The 19848-nt window shown below is 64.3% G+C and carries 16 protein-coding genes; 6 read left to right on the top strand and 10 right to left on the bottom strand.

Annotation, left to right across the window (positions count from 1 at the left end; genetic code table 11):
- Window positions 1–14 precede the first annotated feature (14 nt).
- Window positions 15–701, bottom strand: coding sequence for a Crp/Fnr family transcriptional regulator (locus tag BA190_RS11880; RefSeq protein ID WP_082979673.1), 687 nt, complete (start codon window positions 699–701; stop codon window positions 15–17).
- 273 nt (window positions 702–974) lie between these two features.
- Here BA190_RS11880 and BA190_RS11875 point away from each other — a divergent pair, with 273 nt between their 5' ends.
- A complete protein-coding gene (locus tag BA190_RS11875) occupies window positions 975–2177 on the top strand; it encodes a D-alanine--D-alanine ligase (RefSeq protein WP_068286730.1) in 1203 nt (400 codons plus the stop codon).
- Between the two features lie 107 nt (window positions 2178–2284).
- On the opposite strand, the gene BA190_RS11870 is transcribed toward BA190_RS11875, so the two are convergent.
- The 4 genes from BA190_RS11870 to BA190_RS11855 form a co-directional block, all read right to left on the bottom strand.
- Window positions 2285–5041, bottom strand: a complete 2757-nt coding sequence (locus tag BA190_RS11870) for a molybdopterin cofactor-binding domain-containing protein (RefSeq protein WP_068286727.1) — start codon at window positions 5039–5041, stop codon at window positions 2285–2287.
- A 94-nt stretch (window positions 5042–5135) separates the two neighbouring features.
- Window positions 5136–5978 (bottom strand): xanthine dehydrogenase family protein subunit M, encoded by an 843-nt coding sequence (locus tag BA190_RS11865; protein WP_068286725.1) that lies wholly within the window; start codon window positions 5976–5978, stop codon window positions 5136–5138.
- Window positions 5979–6095: 117 nt separating this feature from the next.
- Window positions 6096–7043, bottom strand: a complete 948-nt coding sequence (gene choX, locus BA190_RS11860) for a choline ABC transporter substrate-binding protein (RefSeq protein ID WP_068286722.1) — start codon at window positions 7041–7043, stop codon at window positions 6096–6098.
- A gap of 273 nt (window positions 7044–7316) precedes the next feature.
- Window positions 7317–8516: an amidohydrolase family protein gene (locus BA190_RS11855; RefSeq protein ID WP_068286720.1), complete on the bottom strand. Its 1200-nt coding sequence runs from the start codon at window positions 8514–8516 to the stop codon at window positions 7317–7319.
- Between the two features lie 197 nt (window positions 8517–8713).
- Between BA190_RS11855 and BA190_RS11850 the strand changes: the two genes are divergently transcribed.
- Window positions 8714–9127: a nuclear transport factor 2 family protein gene (locus tag BA190_RS11850; protein WP_068286845.1), complete on the top strand. Its 414-nt coding sequence runs from the start codon at window positions 8714–8716 to the stop codon at window positions 9125–9127.
- Between the two features lie 191 nt (window positions 9128–9318).
- Here the strand turns inward: BA190_RS11850 and BA190_RS11845 are convergent, their stop codons facing one another.
- The 4 genes from BA190_RS11845 to BA190_RS11830 form a co-directional block, all read right to left on the bottom strand.
- The gene (locus tag BA190_RS11845) at window positions 9319–11163 is read right to left on the bottom strand and encodes a monovalent cation:proton antiporter-2 (CPA2) family protein (RefSeq protein WP_068286717.1); all 1845 of its coding nucleotides are present in this window, start codon (window positions 11161–11163) and stop codon (window positions 9319–9321) included.
- A gap of 229 nt (window positions 11164–11392) precedes the next feature.
- Entirely contained in the window at window positions 11393–13033 is a 1641-nt protein-coding gene (groL, locus tag BA190_RS11840) for a chaperonin GroEL (protein WP_068286714.1), read from the bottom strand.
- A gap of 41 nt (window positions 13034–13074) precedes the next feature.
- Complete coding sequence (gene groES, locus BA190_RS11835; RefSeq protein WP_068286711.1) at window positions 13075–13362, bottom strand: co-chaperone GroES; 288 nt, start codon at window positions 13360–13362, stop codon at window positions 13075–13077.
- A gap of 208 nt (window positions 13363–13570) precedes the next feature.
- Window positions 13571–14449 carry a DMT family transporter gene (locus tag BA190_RS11830; RefSeq protein ID WP_082979671.1) on the bottom strand — a complete coding sequence of 293 codons (879 nt, stop codon included), beginning with the start codon at window positions 14447–14449 and terminating at the stop codon, window positions 13571–13573.
- A 481-nt stretch (window positions 14450–14930) separates the two neighbouring features.
- On the opposite strand from BA190_RS11830, the gene hemA reads away from it, so the two are divergent.
- The 4 genes from hemA (at window position 14931) to BA190_RS11810 (ending at window position 18982) form a co-directional block, all read left to right on the top strand.
- Window positions 14931–16157: a 5-aminolevulinate synthase gene (hemA, locus tag BA190_RS11825; RefSeq protein WP_068286708.1), complete on the top strand. Its 1227-nt coding sequence runs from the start codon at window positions 14931–14933 to the stop codon at window positions 16155–16157.
- 478 nt (window positions 16158–16635) lie between these two features.
- On the top strand, window positions 16636–17670 hold the full coding sequence (locus BA190_RS11820; protein WP_068286705.1) for a GH25 family lysozyme: 1035 nt from the start codon (window positions 16636–16638) through the stop codon (window positions 17668–17670).
- Window positions 17671–17756: 86 nt separating this feature from the next.
- Entirely contained in the window at window positions 17757–18602 is an 846-nt protein-coding gene (locus BA190_RS11815) for an alpha/beta fold hydrolase (RefSeq protein ID WP_068286702.1), read from the top strand.
- Between the two features lie 35 nt (window positions 18603–18637).
- Window positions 18638–18982, top strand: a complete 345-nt coding sequence (locus BA190_RS11810; RefSeq protein ID WP_202908459.1) for an MmcQ/YjbR family DNA-binding protein — start codon at window positions 18638–18640, stop codon at window positions 18980–18982.
- A gap of 279 nt (window positions 18983–19261) precedes the next feature.
- Here the strand turns inward: BA190_RS11810 and BA190_RS11805 are convergent, their stop codons facing one another.
- Window positions 19262–19765 (bottom strand): DinB family protein, encoded by a 504-nt coding sequence (locus BA190_RS11805; protein WP_068286699.1) that lies wholly within the window; start codon window positions 19763–19765, stop codon window positions 19262–19264.
- Window positions 19766–19848 lie beyond the last annotated feature (83 nt).

Raw genomic sequence — 19848 nt, 5'->3', positions numbered from 1 at the left:
CCGAACAGTCCCGATCAGTCCGCCAGGGCCGCCGAAATCCGCTTGTTCAACTCTTCCGGATTGACCAAAGCGAGGGCACCGCGGGTCTTGCTGACCAGGCCTTCCTTTTCCAGCGCCGAAAGCTCGCGCGAGACCGCCTCGCGGCGGCAGCCGATGCGGGCAGCGAGGTCGTGGTGGAAGGGCGGCGGTGAGAGCACACGCTGCCCGGGATGGCTCGCGCGGGGCTGGGACAGACGGATGAGCTCGGCATAGAGCCGGTGCTTGGTCTGCAGGAAGGAGTGCTCGGCCAGCTTGGTGTTGAGCGCGCGCACGCGACTGGCGAGCAACTGCAGGATCTGCTTGCAGACAGAGGCGTTCTCGGTGAGCAGCTCCATGAAGACCGGGCCGGAGATGATGCACATCTGCGAGCGGTTGAGCGCGGTCACGTTGGCCGAGCGTCCGACGCCGTCGATGGCCGACAATTCCCCGAAGAACTGGCCGCCGCCGAGCTCGGCCAGGATCACTTCCTTACCGGTGATGGTGCGGTAGAGCACGCGCACCTTGCCGGAGATCAGGAAATAGACGTCGTTGGAATTGTCGTCATAGTCGACGACCAGCTCGTTCTCCTCGAACTTGGCCCAACGCACCCGGCCGTCGAAGGCCTTGATCGTGGCTTCGTCCAACGATTGGAACAATGGAATCTGGGACAGGGTATTCGACATCGTTCCTCCGCTGAAGCGCCTGCCGAACCATGGCACCGGAAAGACGCGTTCATTCCATGAATGTCACGATCGGAATTCGATCGTGGCGGGCCTCCATTGCCGCGCAAAGTGCTTCATGGCGCGCTCCGTGGCAAGTCCGTGCACCCAAGATCCTGCTACCACCGACCTGGCCACGGAATTTCCATGGAACGGCAATGAGATCGCAATTTGCCTGGTCGCCTGCAGCACCTTATTTTCGAGGCAACGATTCGGTTCAATATTCAAGGAAACACGATGTCGAAAACGCGCGTCGCGGTGCTGTTCGGTGGGCGCTCGCCCGAGCATGACGTCTCCATCGTTTCAGGCCTGCAGGCGCTCAATGCGCTCGACAGTTCGAAATATGAGGGCTTTCCCGTCTATATAGCGGGAGATGGGGCCTGGTTCACTGGTGATGCCCTGCGCAACCGCGCCAACTACATCCCGGACGAAGAGGCCCGGCGCGGGCTGACACGGGTCGATCTCGATTTGTCGGTCGGCAAGGGGCTGCTGATCCCGCGCGGCAAGACCGGGCTTTTTGCCAAGAAGCCCGTGCCGATCGAATTCGACGTCGCCCTGCTCGCCTTCCACGGCAATATCGGCGAGGACGGCCAGATGCAGGGCGTGTTCGAGACCGCCAACGTGCCCTATACCGGCGCGCGCACCCTGGCTTCGGCCATCCTGATGGACAAGGCCATCACCAAGCGGGCCTTTGCCGGGCGCGGTATCGGCATGCTGCCGGATGTGGTGGTCTCGCGCCCCGCGACCGGCCTGGTGCCCGACAAGGCGGGCCTGGAAGCCGCGCTCAAGAACATTGCCTTCCCTGTGATCGTCAAGCCGGCGCATCTGGGGTCTTCGATTGGCGTCGCCAGGGCCGAGGACGTCGACACCGTGCGCCAGGTGCTGCCCGGCATCTTCAAGTTCGACACCCACGCGATCATCGAGCCTTTCGTCGAGAACCTGGTCGAATACAACGTCGCCGTGCGCCGGGAGAAGGGCGAGATCGTCACCTCGGCCATCGAGCGGCCCAAGCGCGAGACGGACCTGCTCGACTTCAAGACCAAATACATGTCCGGCGGCTCCAAGAAGACCGGCGGCGGCAAGCAGCCGGGGGCTTCGAGCCAGGGCATGCTGTCGCTGACGCGCGACATCAATCCCGAATTGCCGGTGGCCCTGGAGAATACGATCCGGCAATGGGCGACGGAGGCCTTCGACGCCGTGAACGGCACCGGCGCGCCGCGGATCGACTTCCTGTCCAATGAGCGGACGGGCGAGGTCTGGCTCAACGAAGTCAATCCCTGCCCGGGCTCCTTCGGCTACTTCCTCTGGGAGGCCGCGGCCAAGCCGGTGCTGTTCACCGCCCTGCTCGACCAGCTCATCGAGGAAGCCAAGGCCTGCCACCGAGCCGCCCAGCTGCCGAGTGACCCTACGCCGACGGATGCTCGCCTGTTCAAGCGGTGATTTGACGCGTTCCGGGGTGCGCGGACGTCCCGTCCGCTTCTTCCTCCCCTGCAAGCACGGTGTTTCCAAGAGCGGGCAAGATGCCCGCGCACCCGGGAAATCCTGCTTCAGGGCCGGTCCAAATCTCGGCGCTCCAAAATCGCGGCCCGGACCCGGTCCGGTGTCGCCGGTACCCGCCGCAGTCTGATCCCGGTCGCGTCATGCAGCGCGTTGAGGATGGCCGGTGCGGTGGGAATGAGAGCCTGCTCGCCGACACCCTTGGCGCCGAACGGGCCGACGGGCGAGGCATCCTCGATCAGGATCGTCTCCACCGGCGGTACGTCGCCGATGGTGGGGATGAGATAGTCGTGCAGGTTCTCGCCACGGCCGGGATGGAATTCCTCCATCAGGGCAAGGCCGAGGCCCTGGGCGACGCCACCTTCGATCTGGCCTTCCACCAGAGTGGGATTGATGGCGCGGCCGACGTCATGCGTGGCGGTGATCTTCAGGACCTTGATGGTGCCGAGCTCGCAATCGACCTCGATCTCCGCCATATGGGCCCCGAAACCGTAGAGCGCATAGGGTTCGCCCTGGCCATCGGCGTCGAGGGGGCTGGTGGGCGGATCGAAGGTCTGCTCGGTCGACAAGGCATAGCCGAGCTCATCAGCCGCCAGGTCCGCTAGTGAGAGCGTGCGCACCCTTTCGCCGTCCTCCACCGTGAGCACCGCATCGCCGAAGCGAATCGTGGCCGTCTCGCCGGCATTGGTCTGGCGCAGGATCTGTGCACGCAGGTCCCGTCCGGCGAGTTCCGCCGCCTTGCCGGTGACGAAGGTCTGGCGCGAGGCCGAGGTCTTGCCGCAATCGGGCGACAGGTCCGTATCGGCAGAGACGAGATCGAAGGCCTCCACCGGCGCACCGAGCGCCTGCGCGCAGATCTGGGTGATCACCGTGTTGGAACCCTGGCCGATATCGACGGCGCCCTGGTGCAAGGCCAATCGACCATCGGGCTTGAGTCCGAGCCGGATGGTGGAGGGATTGGGCAGGGAGGTGTTGCCGCAGCCATACCACATGCCGGCGACACCCACGCCTCGCCGGAGCGGGCCTGCTTGCTGCGCGCCATTGAAGGCGGCGGCCTCCTCGCGGGCGCGCCGCCAGGGATCTCGCAAGGCCTCGAGGCATGTCTTGATGCCGACACCCTTGCCGAGCACCTGGCCCGTCACGGTCGGCAGTTCGTTGGTGAGGGCGTTGCAGATGCGGAATTCCAGCCTGTCGATGCCGAGCCTGTCGGCAAGCGCGTCATAGAGCTGTTCCTGGGCGATCGAAGATTGCGGCACGCCGAAGCCGCGAAAGGCGCCTGCCGGCACCAGATTTGTGTGCACGGCACGCGCGACGGCGCGGTAATGCGGGATGTAATAGGGACCGGAAGCGTGGACCGGCACCCGGTTTGCCACCGTCGGCCCCCAGGAGGAATAGGCGCCGGTGTTGAAGTCGCCGGAAAAATCCATGGCGGCGAGCTTGCCGTCCCTGGAGGCGCCGATCCGCAGCTTCATCCGGGCTGGATGCCGCTTGGTGGTGGTGGCGATCGATTCGGCGCGCGAATAGACCATGCGAACCGGGCGGCTGAGCTGCCAGGCGGCGACGGCGATGAAGGGCTGGATCGACAGATCGAGCTTGGAGCCGAAGCCGCCGCCCACCGCGGTCGGGATGATGCGCACATTCTCGGGCGGGATGCCGAGCAGGCCGGCAACGTCGTCGCGATCCATATAGGGCGCCTGGGTACACGCCTGGATCTCGATGCGGTCACCCACGCGGCGGGCAAAGCCTGCCTCCGGCTCGATATAGGCATGCTCGACGAAGCCCGTCTCGAACTCCCCCTCGACCACGGCATCGGCGGTGGCCAGGGCGGCCTCGACGTCGCCGCGCGCGACACGTCCGCGCGTGAGGATGTTCTCGGGGCGGGCAGGGTGGAGGAGTTCGGTCGAGGCGAGGGCCTCGTCCATGGCCGTAAGGGCCGTGAGTGGTGTCCAGCTGACCGGGAAGGCCGAAAGGTCGAGGGCTTGAACGGCTTCCGGCTCGCCGACCACGGCGGCGACGGCCTCGCCGCGAAAACGGGTCTCGCCGCTGGCGAACACAGGTTGGTCGGCAAAGGCCGGGATGACGCCGAAGCAGTTGCGGCCGGGCACGTCCCGTGCGGTGAAGACCCTGACGATACCGGGATGCGCGGCGAGGAAGGCGTCGATGTCTCCGATTTCGAAGGCGGCCCGATGGTGCGGGCTGCGTATGGCGCGCAGCGCCAGGGCGCCCTGCGGTGTCTCGTCGGCTCCGAAAATGTCGCGCCCTTCCACCTTGGCCGCGCCATCGAGACGATCGATACGCGAGCCGACCGGGCTATCAGGGCTGGAAGGGGCGATGGTGGCGGGGCCATCAGCCACGGCCAGTACCGCGGCGATGATCTTGCGATAGCCGGTGCAGCGGCAGAGGACACCGCCGAGGGCATCGGCGACGCTGTCTTCCGTCACCTCGGTTCCACGCTGCAGCAGGGCCGTCGCGGCCGTGAGCATGGCCGGCGTACAGATGCCGCACTGAGCCGCGCCATATCGCAGAAAGGAGGCCTGCAAGGCCCGGGTGAGTGGGTTGCTGCGGGTGAGCCCTTCTATGGTGTCGACCCGGCGCCCTTCGACCTGCGCCGCGGCAACCAGGCAGGAACAGGCGGCCTCGCCGTCGAGCAGGACCGTGCAGGCCCCGCAGTCGCCGGCATCGCAGCCGACCTTGGTACCCGTCAGCCCGAAGCCTTCGCGCAGGATCTGGCTCAGGCGGGTGCCGGCCGCCGCGCCAACGGTAGCGGTTTCGCCATTCAGCATAAAGCCGGGCAGCCTCTGGTCCATCCGCCTCTCCTTGAGCAAAGCGCTTCGGCAGAAGCGCCCTTGTGCTCTCTCTTTGTTTCGGCGCGTCTTTGCGATTCTAGGTAAGACCGCCGAATCACAAAACGCTTTGTTGCAAGGCCGCGTCGAGCGTACGGGCGATCAAGGTCCTGACGGCGTCGCGCCGATACGCAGCGCTGGCCCTGACATCGTCGATCGGCGCAAGACCGGCAAGATGTTCAGGCTGGATCATCGCCCCGAGGCCAGGGTTCGCCTTGGCGCCGACCAGAGCCGTCTCCAGGACCGTGAGGCGCTGGGCGACTTCCGAACAGGCGCCGACGGCGATGCGCGCCTGGCGGATGATACCATCATCGTCGCAAGCAATGATGACGGCCACCATGGCAATCGAGATGACCAGATATTTGCGGGCCCCGAGCTTCAGGAAAGCCGAACGGCCAGCATCGATGCTGCGCGGCACCAGGATCGCGCTCACCAATTCGTCGGGGCGCCGGGCAGTTCTGCGATAGCCCGTGATGAAATCGGCCAGGGCGAGCTCGCGCGTGCCCTTTGCCGAGCGCAATTCCACGCGCGCATCGAGTGCGAGCAGAGGCGGCACGCCATCGGCCGCGGGTGAGGCATTGCACAGGTTGCCGGCTATGGTTCCCGTGTTCTGGATCTGGATGGCGCCCACTTCGCGGGCGGCCTGCTGCAGGGCATGCAAAGCCGGCGGCAACGCAGCCCTGGCGATGGCCGACCAGGTCGTACGGGCGCCGATGCGGATGATGTCGACACCGAATGCGATGCCTGACAGCCCTTCAATGGCGGACAAGTCGAGCACGGCTCCGGTGAGGGGCCGGTCTCCCAGGGCGGGGAAGATGTCGGTGCCGCCGGCGAGAATGCGCATAGGTTCGGCTGCGAGGGCCTCGCAGGCTTCGTCCACCGTTCTGGGGCGCAGATACATCCCCACCTCGCGCAGTGAGAAATTGTTAGTGTACTAATAAATTATCGAGGTCCCGGAGTCTGTCAAGTGAAGGTTGAAGGGGGCGGGTGCCGCGCGCCCGCCCGTCGATCTCTGGCCTTACAAACCGAGGCTTTTCCGGATAGCCGGCAATCCGGCTTGCCCGTCGAAGGTGGTGACGCCCGTGAGCCAGGTTTCCAGCACGCCGGGATTGCCCTTGAGATATTTTTCCGCCGCCGCCGGGCCATCCAGGCCGTCGCCGGTGATCATCTGCATCATCTGGTTCTCGAGTTCGACCGTGAACTTCAGGTTGGCGATGAAGCGGGCGGCATTCGCGCATTGTTCGGCCCAGCCGGCCCGCACATTGGTGTTGACGACGGCCTTGCCGTAATCCGGCCCGAACGTGTCATCACCGCCCGTAAGATAGCGGATCTTGAAGTTGACGTTCATGGGATGCGGCGCCCAGGCCAGGAAAACCATGTCTTCCCGGCGTGCGACGGCTCCTTGCAACTGGGCCAGCATGCCCTGCTCGGAGGATTCGACGACCTGGAAACCCTTCAGGCCGTTCTTGTCGGCATCGATCAGGCCTTGCACGAGGCGATTGCCGTTGTTGCCGGGTTCGATGCCATAGATCTTGCCCTGCAGGCTGTCCCGGAAGCGGGCGATGTCGGCGAAGTCGTGCAGGCCCTTATCATAGGTGTATTCGGGCACGGCCAGGGTGTATTTCGCACCCGCCGGCAGGTTGGCGCCGATCACCGCGATCGACTTGTCTTCCAGATAGGGCTTTCGATCGTTTTCCATGCTCGGCTGCCAGTCGCCGAGGTAGACGTCGATATCCCTTGCCTTCATCGATGCATAGGTGACGGGGATGGAGAGTACGGTCGTCTCGGGCCTATAGCCCAGTTCCTTGAGGATGAGCGAGGCGATGGCGGTTGTCGAGGTGATGTCGGTCCAGCCGACATCGGAGAACCGCACCGCCCTGCAGGTTTCGGGATCGGCCGCGTGGGCAGGTCCTGCCGCGCCCACCAACAGCGCGACCATGGCGAATATCGTGCCGACATGCTTCATTTTACCCCTCCTGGAGCCGATGAGGCTCTCTCCTGTCCTTGGCCCGCTGCGCGACACGGCACGCTGGGACCCCGGAACAGGGATGCAAGGGGATACAGGCATCGAGGGCGCGCGGGCTCTCAGCCAAGCACAGTAGCTGCGTACCGCCTATGTGACTGGAGGCACCCTTGTTGCCGCGGAAGCGCTGCTGTTACGCTGAGGCGGGCCATGTCGCTGGCGTCGCCATGGCCGTGACAGGATCCGCGGTCTTCCGCCGGCGCGCGACGCGGACCCTCAGGGCCCGACGATCACCGGCATCTTGGTTGCAGGCGGCGTGTTGCGGCTGCGCTGGGTGCGCACCACGCCATCGATCACCGTCATGCCGATGCCGGGCAGGTCTCCGAACTCGATGCTCTCGAGCAGGTTCTTGCCTGCCGAATGCTGGGCCTTGTCCATCAGCACGAAATCGGCGGCACGGCCGACTTCGATCAATCCGCAGTCGAGCGAGCGCATGCGGGCGGTGTTGCCGGTGGCAAAGCACAGGGCGATCTCCGCCGGCACGTCGCCGAGCGAGGACAGCATCGAGACCATGCGCAGGATGCCGAGCGGCTGCACGCCCGATCCGGCCGGAGCGTCCGTGCCGAGGATGACGCGTTCGAGCTGGTTCATCTCGCGCGCGGTGCGCAGCGTATAAAGCGCGGCCCGTTCATTGCCGTTGTGCACCAGTTCGAGGCCGCGGCCGCAGCCCTCGCAGATGCAGCGGATCTGGTCGAGGGGCAGGGCGGTATGCCCGCCATTGATATGGCCGACGACGTCGGTATCGGCTTCCAGCACGACGTCCTTGTCGATCAGGCCTGAGCCGGGGATCGAGGGGCCGCCGGTATGGATGGTCGACTGGATGCCGTATTTGCGGGCCCAGCTCACCATCTTGCGCGCCGTGGAGCCGTCCTTGACGCCGCCGAGGCCGACCTCGCCGAGCAGCTTGACGCCGGCGGCGGCGAGTTCCCTGAAGTCGTCCTCCACCATGTCGGGTTCGATCACCGGCGCGCCGGCATGGATCTTCACGCCGCTGGGCCGGAAGGCGGAGAAGGTACGCTGGGCGTAGATCGCCATGGCCTTGAGGCCGGTGACGTCGCGCGGCCGGCCGGGCGTGTGCACCTCGCCGGCCGAGATCATGGTGGTGACGCCGCCATGGAGGTTCGATTCGATCCAGCCGAGCTGGTTCTGCCGGGGCGTCCAGTCGCCGGCGACGGGATGGACATGGCTGTCGATCAGGCCCGGCGTGACGGCTGTGCCGGAGGCGTCGATCACGCTGGTGGCACCGGAAAGATCGAGATCCTTTTGCCTGCCGATGGCGGTGATGCGGCCGCCGACCGCCACGATCGTGTCGGCATCGAGGATGGGATTGGCGATGTCGCCGCTCAAGAGCAGGCCGATATTGCGAATGACGAGCTTGTCATTGGCCCCGCCGTCCCTAGCTTCCTCATGCGCCATGATGCGCTCCTCCCGATGGTTTGAGATCGTTAGTCTACAAACAATTTTGAACAGCTCAAGGGCCGATGAGGCGACAACCTGTCGATCGCCTGCCACCGAAAGCGTCGCTTTGGCCGATGCCGGCGCAGGCGTATTCTAGCGGCGTCCGCATCGTTCGGCTCCTGCATCGAGGCAAGATGCGGCTGGAGGGAAACGTCATGAGTGATCGGGCAAGCATGGAAGAGCTGGTGCGCCGGGCCTATGAGCGGCGCAGCGCCGGCGATTTGGACGGCATCATGCAATGTTTCGGGTCTGATCCGAGCTTTCGGCTCGCGGGCGATGAGGTGCTGGGTATCCTGACGACCGAGGTCCGGGGGCAGGATAATTTGCGGCAGGCGATGCGCAAATTGGTGGATGTCTGGGATTGGACGGACTACCGCATCGACGCCATCCTGGTGGACGGCGATCGCGTTGCCGTGCACGCCAAGGGCACCATGCTGTTCGTGCCGACCGGGCAGCGCTTCGACACGGAGACGCTGGATCTGTTGGAGATCGCCGACGGCAGGATCAAGCAGTTCCTGCAATTCTGCGATACCCATATGGCAGCCAAGGCCATGGGCCTGGCCGCCTGACGATCGCCACAAGAATCGAGGGAGACAGGCTTGCGCGGCGAAACTGCGTTGGGCAGCTCGCCTATAGAGTTTTGTGATTTCTCGGCATCACCGAGAATCGCAAAAGCGTGTCGGAACAAGGAGCTAGAGCAAAGTGCGGTTCGGAGAAGCCGCACTTTGCTCTAGGAGAGGCCGGTTTGAGGACAGGGCCCTCAGCCGGTCTCTTCCTCTTCCTTCGCCTCCTCGGCCGCGTCGATGGCTTCCTTGTTCAGGGTGACACCGACGGTGTCCGGGCGCTCCAGCGGCTCGGGCTTCATCAGGCGCTTGGAATTGACCAGGTCCATGCCGGCATAGATGCCGCCCTGCTGCTGCGCCACGATGCGCCTTGCATCCCGGTCGCGCACGTCCTCGATGATCTCCTCGGCCTCGAGATTGTCGACACCGAGGGCTTCCAGGGTCGATCGCCCGAAGGCGAGGGCGCTCTCATAGGTCTCGCGCATGTGGAAGTCGACGCCGGCGCTCAGCAGGGCCAGCACGTGCTGGCGGTCATAGGCGCGGGAATAGACCTCGGTGAGCGGAAACTCGGCCTTGACCATCTCGACGATCTTCACCGCCGTGGCACGGTCGTCGATCGCCACGCAGATCACGCGGGCCTCGCCGGCGCCGGCCGCACGCAGCACGTCCAGCCGGCCGCCATCGCCGAAATAGACCTTGGCGCCGAAGCGGGCGGCGACGTCGATCATCTCGACATCCTTGTCGATGATGGTCGTCTCGATGTCGGCGGTGCGCAGGACCTGCGAGACGACCTGGCCGAAGCGGCCGAAGCCGATGACCAGGGCCTTGCCATGGGCGTCGGAATAATCCTCTTCCCGGGTCAGCTCCGCCGGCGCGAAGCGGGTGAGCAGGCGCTCGGAGCCGGCCGCGATCAGCGGGCCGAACAGCATGGTGAAGGCCGCCAACGCCTTGACGAAGCCGGCCTGCTCACCCTGGAGGAAGCCATAGGACAGCCCGAGCGGGATCAGGACGAAGGCAAATTCGCCGGCCGGCGAAAGCAGGATGCCGGAGCGGATGGCATCGAGCTTGGTGGAGCCGGTGAGGCGGAAGACGGCGGCGACCGAGACGGATTTGACCAGGATCAGGCCAAGGGCCGCGATGATCAGGGCCAGCCAGTGCTGCAGCACCAGCGCACCGTTGATATCCATGCCCACGCTCATGAAGAACAGGCCGAGCAGCAGCCCGCGGAAGGGCTCGATGTCGGCCTCGAGTTCGTGGCGGAAATTCGATTCGGCCAGCAGCACGCCGGCGAGGAAGGCGCCGAGGGCCATCGACATGCCGGCCCATTGCATCAGGAGGGCGGTGCCGAGCACCAGCAGAAGAGCGGCGGCTGTCATCACCTCGCGGGCGTCGGTGGTAGCGAGGATGCGGAACAGCGGGTTGAGCAGATAACGCCCCGCCAGCACCACCACGGCGATCGAGCCGATCATGATGCCGGTGCGGGCCCAGCCGCCGCCCTCACTGGCCGCATGGGCGGCTTCGACGGCGAAAAGCGGAATCAAGGCCAGGATCGGCACCACCGACATGTCCTGGAACAGCAGGACCGCGAAACTGCGCTGGCCATAGGGCGCCTGCAATTCGCCGCGCTCACCCAGGACCTGCAGGGCAATGGCGGTGGCGGAGAGGGCGAGGGCAATGCCGGTGAGTGCTGCCCCCATCACCGACAGGCCGAGTGCATGGGCGATGCCGCCGATCACCAGGGCGCAGACCACGAGCTGCAGGCCACCGAGGCCGAAAATGTCCTTGCGCATGGCGAGCAGGCGCGAGAGCTGCAGCTCGAGCCCGATCACGAAGAGCAGGAGGACGATGCCGATCTCGCCGATATGCTGGATGGTGACGGTATCGGTGAACAGCGCGAAGCCCGATGGGCCGATCGCGAGCCCGGCGATCAGATAGCCGAGAATGGCGCCGAAACCGATGCGCTTGAAGATGGGAACCGCGATGACGGCGGCACCCAGGAAGAGCAGAAGGCTGGGGAGAAAACTGGCGTTGGAATGTTCCATGAGCCTTCATGCAATTGGAGAGCGGCGAGGTCAATTCTTTAGGGACAACCAGTGTCCGGAAAGGAATTGGAGGTGTGCAGGGACGGCAGGAAAAAGACAGAATATCTCCCAGACTTAATCTCCCCGCACGCCGGTTCAAGAGCGGCTCTCGATCGGCTTGCTTAGGCAAAGAAAAAAGGCGGCGCCTTGCGGCACCGCCCTCTCATAATCAGCCGGTTGGCTGGACTTCTTAGAAGTCCATGCCGCCCATGCCACCGCCCGGCATTGCCGGAGCCGCAGCGGCCTTGTCCTTCGGCGCTTCGCCGATCATCGCTTCCGTGGTGATCAGGAGCGAAGCCACCGAAGCGGCGTCCTGCAGCGCGGTGCGCACGACCTTGGCCGGATCGACGATGCCCTTCTCGAGCAGGTCGACATATTCCTCGTTCTGCGCGTCGAAACCGAAGGTCTTCGACTTGTTCTCGAGGATCTTGCCGACGACGATCGAGCCTTCGACGCCCGAGTTCTCGCAGATCTGCCGGATCGGGGCTTCGAGAGCCTTCTCGACGATCTTGATGCCGGCGCGGATGTCCGAGTTGTCGGAGGAGAGCTTGGCGACCGCAGCCTTGGCGCGGAGCAGAGCCGTGCCGCCGCCGGGGACGATGCCTTCCTGAACGGCCGCGCGGGTGGCGTTCAGAGCGTCATCAACGCGATCCTTCTTCTCCTTGACTTCCACTTCGGTGGAGCCACCGACGCGGATGACGGCAACGCCGCCGGCGAGCTTGGCCAGACGCTCCTGGAGCTTCTCGCGGTCGTAGTCCGAAGTAGTCTCTTCGATCTGAGCCTTGATCTGGGAGACGCGGCCTTCGATATCTTTCTTCTTGCCGGCGCCGTCGACGACCGTGGTCTTCTCCTTCTCGATCGTCACCTTCTTGGCGCGGCCGAGCATCTGGAGCGTGACGGTTTCGAGCTTGATGCCGAGGTCGTCGGAGATCACCTGGCCGCCCGTGAGGATGGCGATGTCTTCCAGCATGGCCTTGCGGCGATCGCCGAAGCCCGGAGCCTTGACGGCAGCGATCTTCAGGCCGCCACGCAGCTTGTTGACGACGAGGGTGGCGAGAGCTTCGCCTTCGACGTCTTCAGCGACGATGAGCAGGGGCTTGCCGGTCTGCACGACGGCTTCGAGCACCGGCAGCATGGCCTGGAGGCCCGAGAGCTTCTTCTCGTGGATGAGGATATAGGGATCCTCGAGGTCCGCGATCATCTTCTCGGCGTTGGTGATGAAGTAGGGCGACAGGTAGCCGCGGTCGAACTGCATGCCTTCGACGATGTCGACTTCGGTGTCGAGGCTCTTGGCCTCTTCGACCGTGATCACGCCTTCATTGCCGACCTTCTGCATGGCCTTGGCGATTTCGCCGCCGATGAAGGCGTCGCCATTGGCGGAGATGGTGCCGACCTGGGCGATTTCAGCCGAGTTCGCAACCTTCTTGGAACGGTCGGCGATGTCCTTGATGGCAGCGGCGACAGCGAGATCGATGCCGCGCTTGAGGTCCATCGGGTTCATGCCGGCGGCCACTGCCTTGGCGCCTTCGCGGACGATGGCCTGGGCCAGAACCGTGGCGGTGGTGGTGCCGTCGCCAGCGGTGTCGTTGGTCTTGGAAGCGACCTCACGCACCATCTGGGCGCCCATGTTCTCGAACTTGTCGGCGAGCTCGATTTCCTTGGCGACGGTGACGCCGTCCTTGGTGATGCGGGGCGCGCCGAACGACTTTTCGATCACGACGTTGCGGCCCTTCGGGCCGAGCGTGACCTTGACGGCATTGGCGAGAATGTCGACGCCGCGCAGCATCTTGTCGCGCGCGTCGGTAGAGAATTTGACTTCCTTGGCAGCCATGTGGGTGTCCTCAGAATGAATGGGAAAGTGGTAGCTGCCGCTTAGGCAACGATACCCATGATGTCGGATTCCTTCATGATGAGGTAATCCTCACCATCGAGCTTGATCTCGGTGCCGGACCACTTGCCGAACAGGACGCGATCGCCAGCCTTGACATCGAGGGGAGTGAGCTTGCCGGAGTCATCGCGGCCACCGGGGCCAACGGCGACGACCTTGCCCTCCTGGGGCTTTTCCTTGGCGGTGTCGGGAATGATGATGCCGCCCTTGGACTTTTCTTCGGCATCGACGCGCTGTACGACCACGCGGTCGTGGAGCGGACGGAACTTCATGGTTGTCTTCCTCTTGTGCGAGGGGCTTGGCCCCTTGGTCCACATCGAAGGGATTTTATGATAGACCGTTAGCACTCAGCAGAGGTGAGTGCTAACGACTGACCCGGATTTAGTCAGGCCCCCGCGGACTGTCAAGGAGCGCCCCTGCAAACAATTTCGACCAAAGTGAATTTGGTGAATGGGGCCGGGGGCGAATCCCGGCCCGATCTCAGGCCGGCCGGGCCCGCGGAGCGCTGAAAGTGGCGAAGAGACAGGCTGCCATGATCAGCGTAGCACCTGCGAGCGTCCAGTTCGTCGGCACTTCGGCGAAGATATAGTAGCCGAAGATCATTGCCCAGACGAAGGCGGTGTATTCCATGATGCCCAGGCGTGCGGCATGGCCGCGTGCATAGGCCCAGGCCAGGCACAGATGCCCGAAAGTGCCGAACAGGCCGACCGTGGCGGTGATCAGCCAATGCTCGAGCTTGACCGGCTGCCATTGCCACGCGCCGGCCGGCAGCACGAACAGGAAGGCGAAGCAGTTGGAGAGCAGCACGATGGTCAATGTCGAATCCTGGCTCGACTGCTGGCGCATCAGCACCATGGACAGGGCATAGAAGAAGGCGCAGCCGAGCGCCGCCATCAGGCCGATCACATCGAAGGCGTGGGCCCCGCTGGCTTCCTGGCCGCGCGCGATCACCAGCACGCCGGCAAAGCCGACCAGGATGGCGACCAGAGCCCGCACGGCGATCGCCTCCTTCAGGATGATGCGTCCCAGCACCGCCATCAGCAGCGGGGCGAGGAAGGTGAGGGTGATCGCCTCGACCAGAGGCAACCGCGAAATCGCCGTGAAGAAGCAGGCCGCCGTCGCCAGCACCACCACGGCACGCAGGGCATTGCGCTTGAAGGCGGCGGGACTTGGCCAGCCCTTGGCGAAGAGAAAGTAGATCACCAGCGCGATCACGGCGCCGGCGCCGTAGCGCATGGTGATGGCCTGCATGAGGGGATAGGTGGTCGAGATCACCTTCATGCCGGTGTCGAGAAAGGCCAGGAAGGTGACCCCCAGCCCCGACATCAGGATGGGGCGCAGCGAAGCCTCGTTCCTCATGGCCGCACCGGCCCTTGGAGTTTTGCCGGGAAGTCGGGCTTGGCGACAACGCCATCCCTTTCGCGAACTTCACGGGTCTCGATAGTGGGGAGGAACACGGGAGTAACCGCTGTGCATCAGGAAATCTTGTTTCCTTTCATTAATAAGGATGGGGGTGAATCGTCCATCGGGCGCCGAAAATATTTCTTTGTCTTCGACCCGTTCTCACTCCTGCCGGAAGCACTTTCCAGCAATCGGAGGAAGACGGCCCGGCACCTTTGTCTTAATTTTGCGTCGTGAGGTTGCGTTGCGTGCGAAAGCGCAGGGACCCGCGACCAATCGCCGTCTTTACTGTCCATCATGGTGCATCGGCCCGAAATCCGGGTTATGACTGAGCCAGATTGGAAGAATTCGAAGCGAGCGACGGCCTCTTGGGGCCGGCAACGCCGGATATTGACCGTCGCCGGCCAAGGCCGGCCGAAGGCGAGTTTGGGTTGAGATGATGAACTATACTGCGATTTTCGAAACGGCCGTCGACGCTCTCCGGCGCGAGAAGCGCTATCGTGTCTTCGCCGACATCGAACGGATCGCGGGGCGTTTTCCCCATGCCCTGTGGCATGCGCCCGATGGCCCGCGCGAGATCGTGGTGTGGTGCTCGAACGATTATCTCGGCATGGGCCAGCATCCCGCCTCGATCGCGGCGATGGTGGAAGCCGCCCAGCAGCTCGGCGTCGGCGCCGGTGGCACCCGCAACATCTCGGGCAACAGCCATCAGGTGGTGACGCTGGAGAACGAGCTCGCCGATCTTCACGGCAAGCCGGCAGCGCTGGTCTTCACCTCCGGCTATGTGTCCAACCAGACCGGTATCTCCACCATCGGCCGGCTGCTGCCCGACGGCCTGATCCTGTCCGACCAGCTCAACCACAATTCGATGATCGAAGGCGTGCGCCAGTCCGGCCGCGAGAAGGCGATCTTCCGCCACAACGATCTCGAACATCTCGAGGATCTCCTGCGCAAGGCCGGCAAGGAGCGTCCCAAGCTGATCGCCTTCGAGAGCGTCTATTCCATGGATGGCGACATCGCACCGATCGGACGGATTTGCGATCTGGCCGAGCGCTACAATGCCATGACCTATCTCGACGAAGTCCATGCCGTCGGCATGTATGGCGCGCGCGGCGGTGGCATCGCCGAGCGTGACGGCGAGATGGGACGTATCGACGTGATCGAGGGCACGCTCGCCAAGGCTTTCGGCACGCTCGGCGGCTATATCGCTGCGGACACGCCCATCGTCGACGCCGTGCGCTCGCACGCGCCGGGCTTCATCTTTACCTCGGCGCTGCCGCCGGCGGTGGCGGCAGCGGCGCAGGCTTCGGTCCGTCACCTCAAGACCTCGCCGAGCGAGCGCACGGCCCAGCAGGCCAATGCGGCCCGCACCAAGGCGGCGCTGGCGGATGCCGGCCTGCCGGTGACGATCTCGCAAACCCATATCGTGCCGGTGATCGTGGGCGATGCCGAACGCTGCAAGGCGGCCAGCGACCTGCTGCTCGCCGAGCACGGCATCTACATCCAGCCGATCAACTATCCCACCGTGCCGCGCGGCACCGAGCGCCTGCGCATCACGCCGACGCCTTTCCATGACGAGGCCTTGATCGCCGAGCTGACGAAGGCGCTGGTGGCGGTGTGGCGCAAGCTTGACCTGCCCTTCCGGCTGCGGGCCGCTGCGGAATAAGCCGGCCTCCGGTACGCAATTGCAGTTTGCCGAGGCGTCTTCGAGTTCGCACGACCTTGTCATAGCCGCCGGGCTTGACCCGGCTATCCAGAAGCCGCACGCGCAACCGGCCGCGAGGGCTGGATTGCCGGGTCACGCCCGGCAATGACAAATCGGAGCGTTTCTTCCTCAAGTGAAATGCGTTGTCTCCGAAATTCGGCTTCTCGTCATGCGAGCCGCGTGAAGCACGCGGGCGCGTGGTGGAGCTTGCGGCGGCGGCATGGGCCGAGACGGGACGGGGCCGAGAACAGGCCGTGGCGGTAACCATGATTGCTAGCGCAAAAGTTACCATATTCCGGGAATAGCGCGCCTTGTGGCCCGAAATCAACGGCTGCGCCTTTTGATTCAATCTTTGTTGGCGATTTACGCACAAACGTTTCGTTACGGCTTCCAGGGGGACTGGGGCCGATCGTTCCGGCGTTTGTTGACGTGAGTATCCATGCGCGTACTGGGCCTGCCAGCCATTCTCGTCGCCTGCCTCGCCCTCGCGAGCTGCAGTGCCATCAGCGGCGATCCTGACCGGCCCATCCGGCCGCCGGAGACCACGGGCTCGGTCGCTTCCTCCATTCCGGCACCGCCGGAACCGGAGCCGATCCAGCAGCCCCTGCCCGAGGGCGTGCCGCCGGACACGGTGGCCATGGTGCCGCCGCCGATCTCCAAGCCGCCGCTGCGGCCTGTCGCATTACCCGCCGAGCCGGTAGCAGCGGTCATGGCGGCGCCGATGGTCAGGTCGGGTCCGCGCGAACGCATCTATGGCCGCCGCTTCCGCGATGCCAAGCCGATCAATTTCGGCAGGGCTTCGCCGCGGGCCTTCGCGGTCCATGGTGTCGACGTCTCGCGCTGGCAGGGCGACATCGACTGGCAGACTTTGCGCCAGCAGGGCGCCAATTTCGTCTTCATCAAGGCCACCGACGGTGGCGACCATCTCGACCCCATGTTCAAGCGCAATTGGCGCGGCGCGCATGAGGCGGGCCTGCGTCGCGGCGCCTATCATTTCTTCTATTGGTGCCGCAGCGGTGCCGAGCAGGCACGCTGGTTCATCCGCAACGTGCCGCGCATCCCCGGAGCGCTGCCGCCGGTGCTCGATGTCGAATGGAACGCGGATTCGGCCTGCAAGCGGCGACCTTCGCCCAGCAACATCCGCGATAACATGCAGGCCTTCCTGACCATTGTCGAAAGACATTACGGCCAACGGCCCATCATCTACACGGCGCCCGGCTTCTACCACGACAATCTGGAAGGTGCTTTTCTCGATTACCCCTTCTGGCTGCGCTCCGTCGCCCGCCATCCTTCCCAGGTTTTCGAGGGCAGAAAGTGGGTGTTCTGGCAATATTCCGGCTCGGGCCTTTCGCAGGGCGTCGGCGAGAAGATCGACCTCAACGTCTTCAATGGCAGCGCCGAGGCCTGGTATCGCTGGCTCGGGACGAATGCGAACGGGGGTGGCGCAGGCCAGGATCGGTATGCATCGCGGTAATAGCTTACAATTTTAATGGACTTTGACGTCGTCGCCTAAATGATTGATCGTCGGCTCGATCGGATTTCGAGTCGATGGATCTTCCAATGCGCATCATCCTTGCCGCCTTTTCCGCCTGCTTCCTGGTTTTCGCCTCGCTCGGCGCGGTGTCGGCGGCCGAGCGCTGGGAGACGCTGCCGCCGACGCCGGCACCCGTCGCCAAAGGCGGCTACGCCGACATCAACGGCGTCAAGCTTTATTACGCAACCCTCGGCAAGGGAGCGCCGGTCGTGCTGCTGCATGGCGGCCTGGGCAACTCGGACTATTGGGGCCTGCAGGCCAAGGCCTTGGCTCGGCGCCACAAGGTGATCCTCGTCGACAGCCGCGGCCATGGCCGCTCGAGCCGGGACGCCAAGCCCTATGGCTATGATTTGATGGCCGACGACGTCGTTGCCCTGCTCGACAAGCTCAAGATCAGACAAGCCGATATCGTCGGCTGGAGCGACGGTGCCATTCTCGGTATCGATCTGGCCATCCGCCATCCCGACCGTGTCAACAAGGTCTTCGCCTTTGCGGCCAACACCGTGACGTCAGGCGTCAAGGACGGCGTCGACAAGAATCCGACGTTCGCCGCCTATATCGAACGAGCCGGCAGAGAATATGCCAAGCTGTCGCCGACCCCGAAGGAGTATAAGGCCTTTGTCGGGCAGATCGGCCAGATGTGGGCGACCCAGCCGAGCTGGACCGACGTGCAGCTCAAGGCGATCAAGACACCGGTGCTGGTGGTCGATGGCGACCGCGACGAGGCGATCAAGCGCGAGCATACCGAACATATCGCCGCCACCATTCCCGGCGCCGGCCTTTTGATCCTGCCCAATGCCAGTCATTTCGCCTTCCTGCAGGATCCGGCCCTGTTCAATGCGGCGCTCCTGGGGTTCCTCGACGGGAAGTGAGGCAAGAGGGCTGTTCGGGAGTTGGCGGAGGACGGATGATGCCGATCGACTGGAATGAGGCGGTCGCTCATGCCTTGTCACTTCCTGGCGCCGAGATGTCAACGAGCTATGGCAAGCCGGCCGTCAAGGTGAACGGCCGGGCCTTTCTCACCCCGGGGCACGAGGCGGATTCCTTTTGCCTCCAGATCGACAAGGACAGTATCGAGATGCTGCTGGCACTCGATCCCGAAACCTATTGGCAGAGCGCCCACTATGTCGGCTGGCCGGCCGTGCTGGTACGCGAAGCGACGCCGCATGCCGACCACGTGCTGGGCATGATCGGCAGGGCTCATGCCTGGAATGCATTACGGCCGGCGCCGCGTAACCGCAAGAAGGCGTGAGCGGCGCCTAAGGCGATCGGCTACGACGGTCGGGAGGCGACGTGGCGTCCCCCTCACGATCGCCTCCAGGCATTGCAGGAACAGATGAAGCATGCCCGGTTTCGGCCCTTTGCCGGTCTCGATCAAGAAGCCGTTACGTCTCGGGGCTTGGCACCAATGGCGGCCCCAGGGATCATCCTGATATTCGGTGCTGGACATCGTCGAACTCCGATCACCGTTGTTCGACATAGTATAGGATCTGTCTGCTGACCGCGGCCTGTCAGCAATCGATGCGTCCCGCTATGCCCGGCGGTCCGGCTCCGAGCGATGCAGGTAGCCGGCGAAGACATCCACCGAAGCCGCTTTTGCGACCTGGGGCAGCAGGCGGCCGATCTCGCCGCGATGATAACCGCCATGCGTGATGACATGCGCCAGCATTTCCTCGCGCGACATCCGTCCCGGCTGCCCGTCCGTGAACCTGAAGCGAAGGGGTTCCTGCAATCCTTCCGTCGACAGGCCGGCGACATAGTCGAGATAGGCCTGGTCCGTCTGCCGAACATCCGTGGCCAGGCCCGTCAAGGGCGGCGGGTCGATGGGCTCGTTGTCGTCATAGCCATGGCTGTGCCCCTGCAGATGGGCCAAGAAGATGCGATCGACGATATGGGCATGATTGAAAAGGCGGAGCGCCGCACCGAAATCGGCAGGCGGCCCGGCCCGATCGACTTCGATCAGAGCATCGAGCAGCAGGCCGTCTGCCCAGGCCTTGTAACGATACAGAGATGTCAGAAGGGACTGCGCGCCCATGCGCTTTCTCCATCTTGCCCGATCACACCAGACTTGCATTGCTCGCGCATTCGTACAAATTCAAATTTAGCCTTCAAGAATAA

Origin of the sequence: Labrys sp. WJW (genome assembly GCF_001676615.1) — a bacterium.
Taxonomy (GTDB): Bacteria; Pseudomonadota; Alphaproteobacteria; order Rhizobiales; family Labraceae; genus Labrys; species Labrys sedimenti.
The sequence above is the reverse complement of the archived record's forward strand: the minus strand, read 5'-3'. Positions and strand labels throughout refer to the sequence as shown.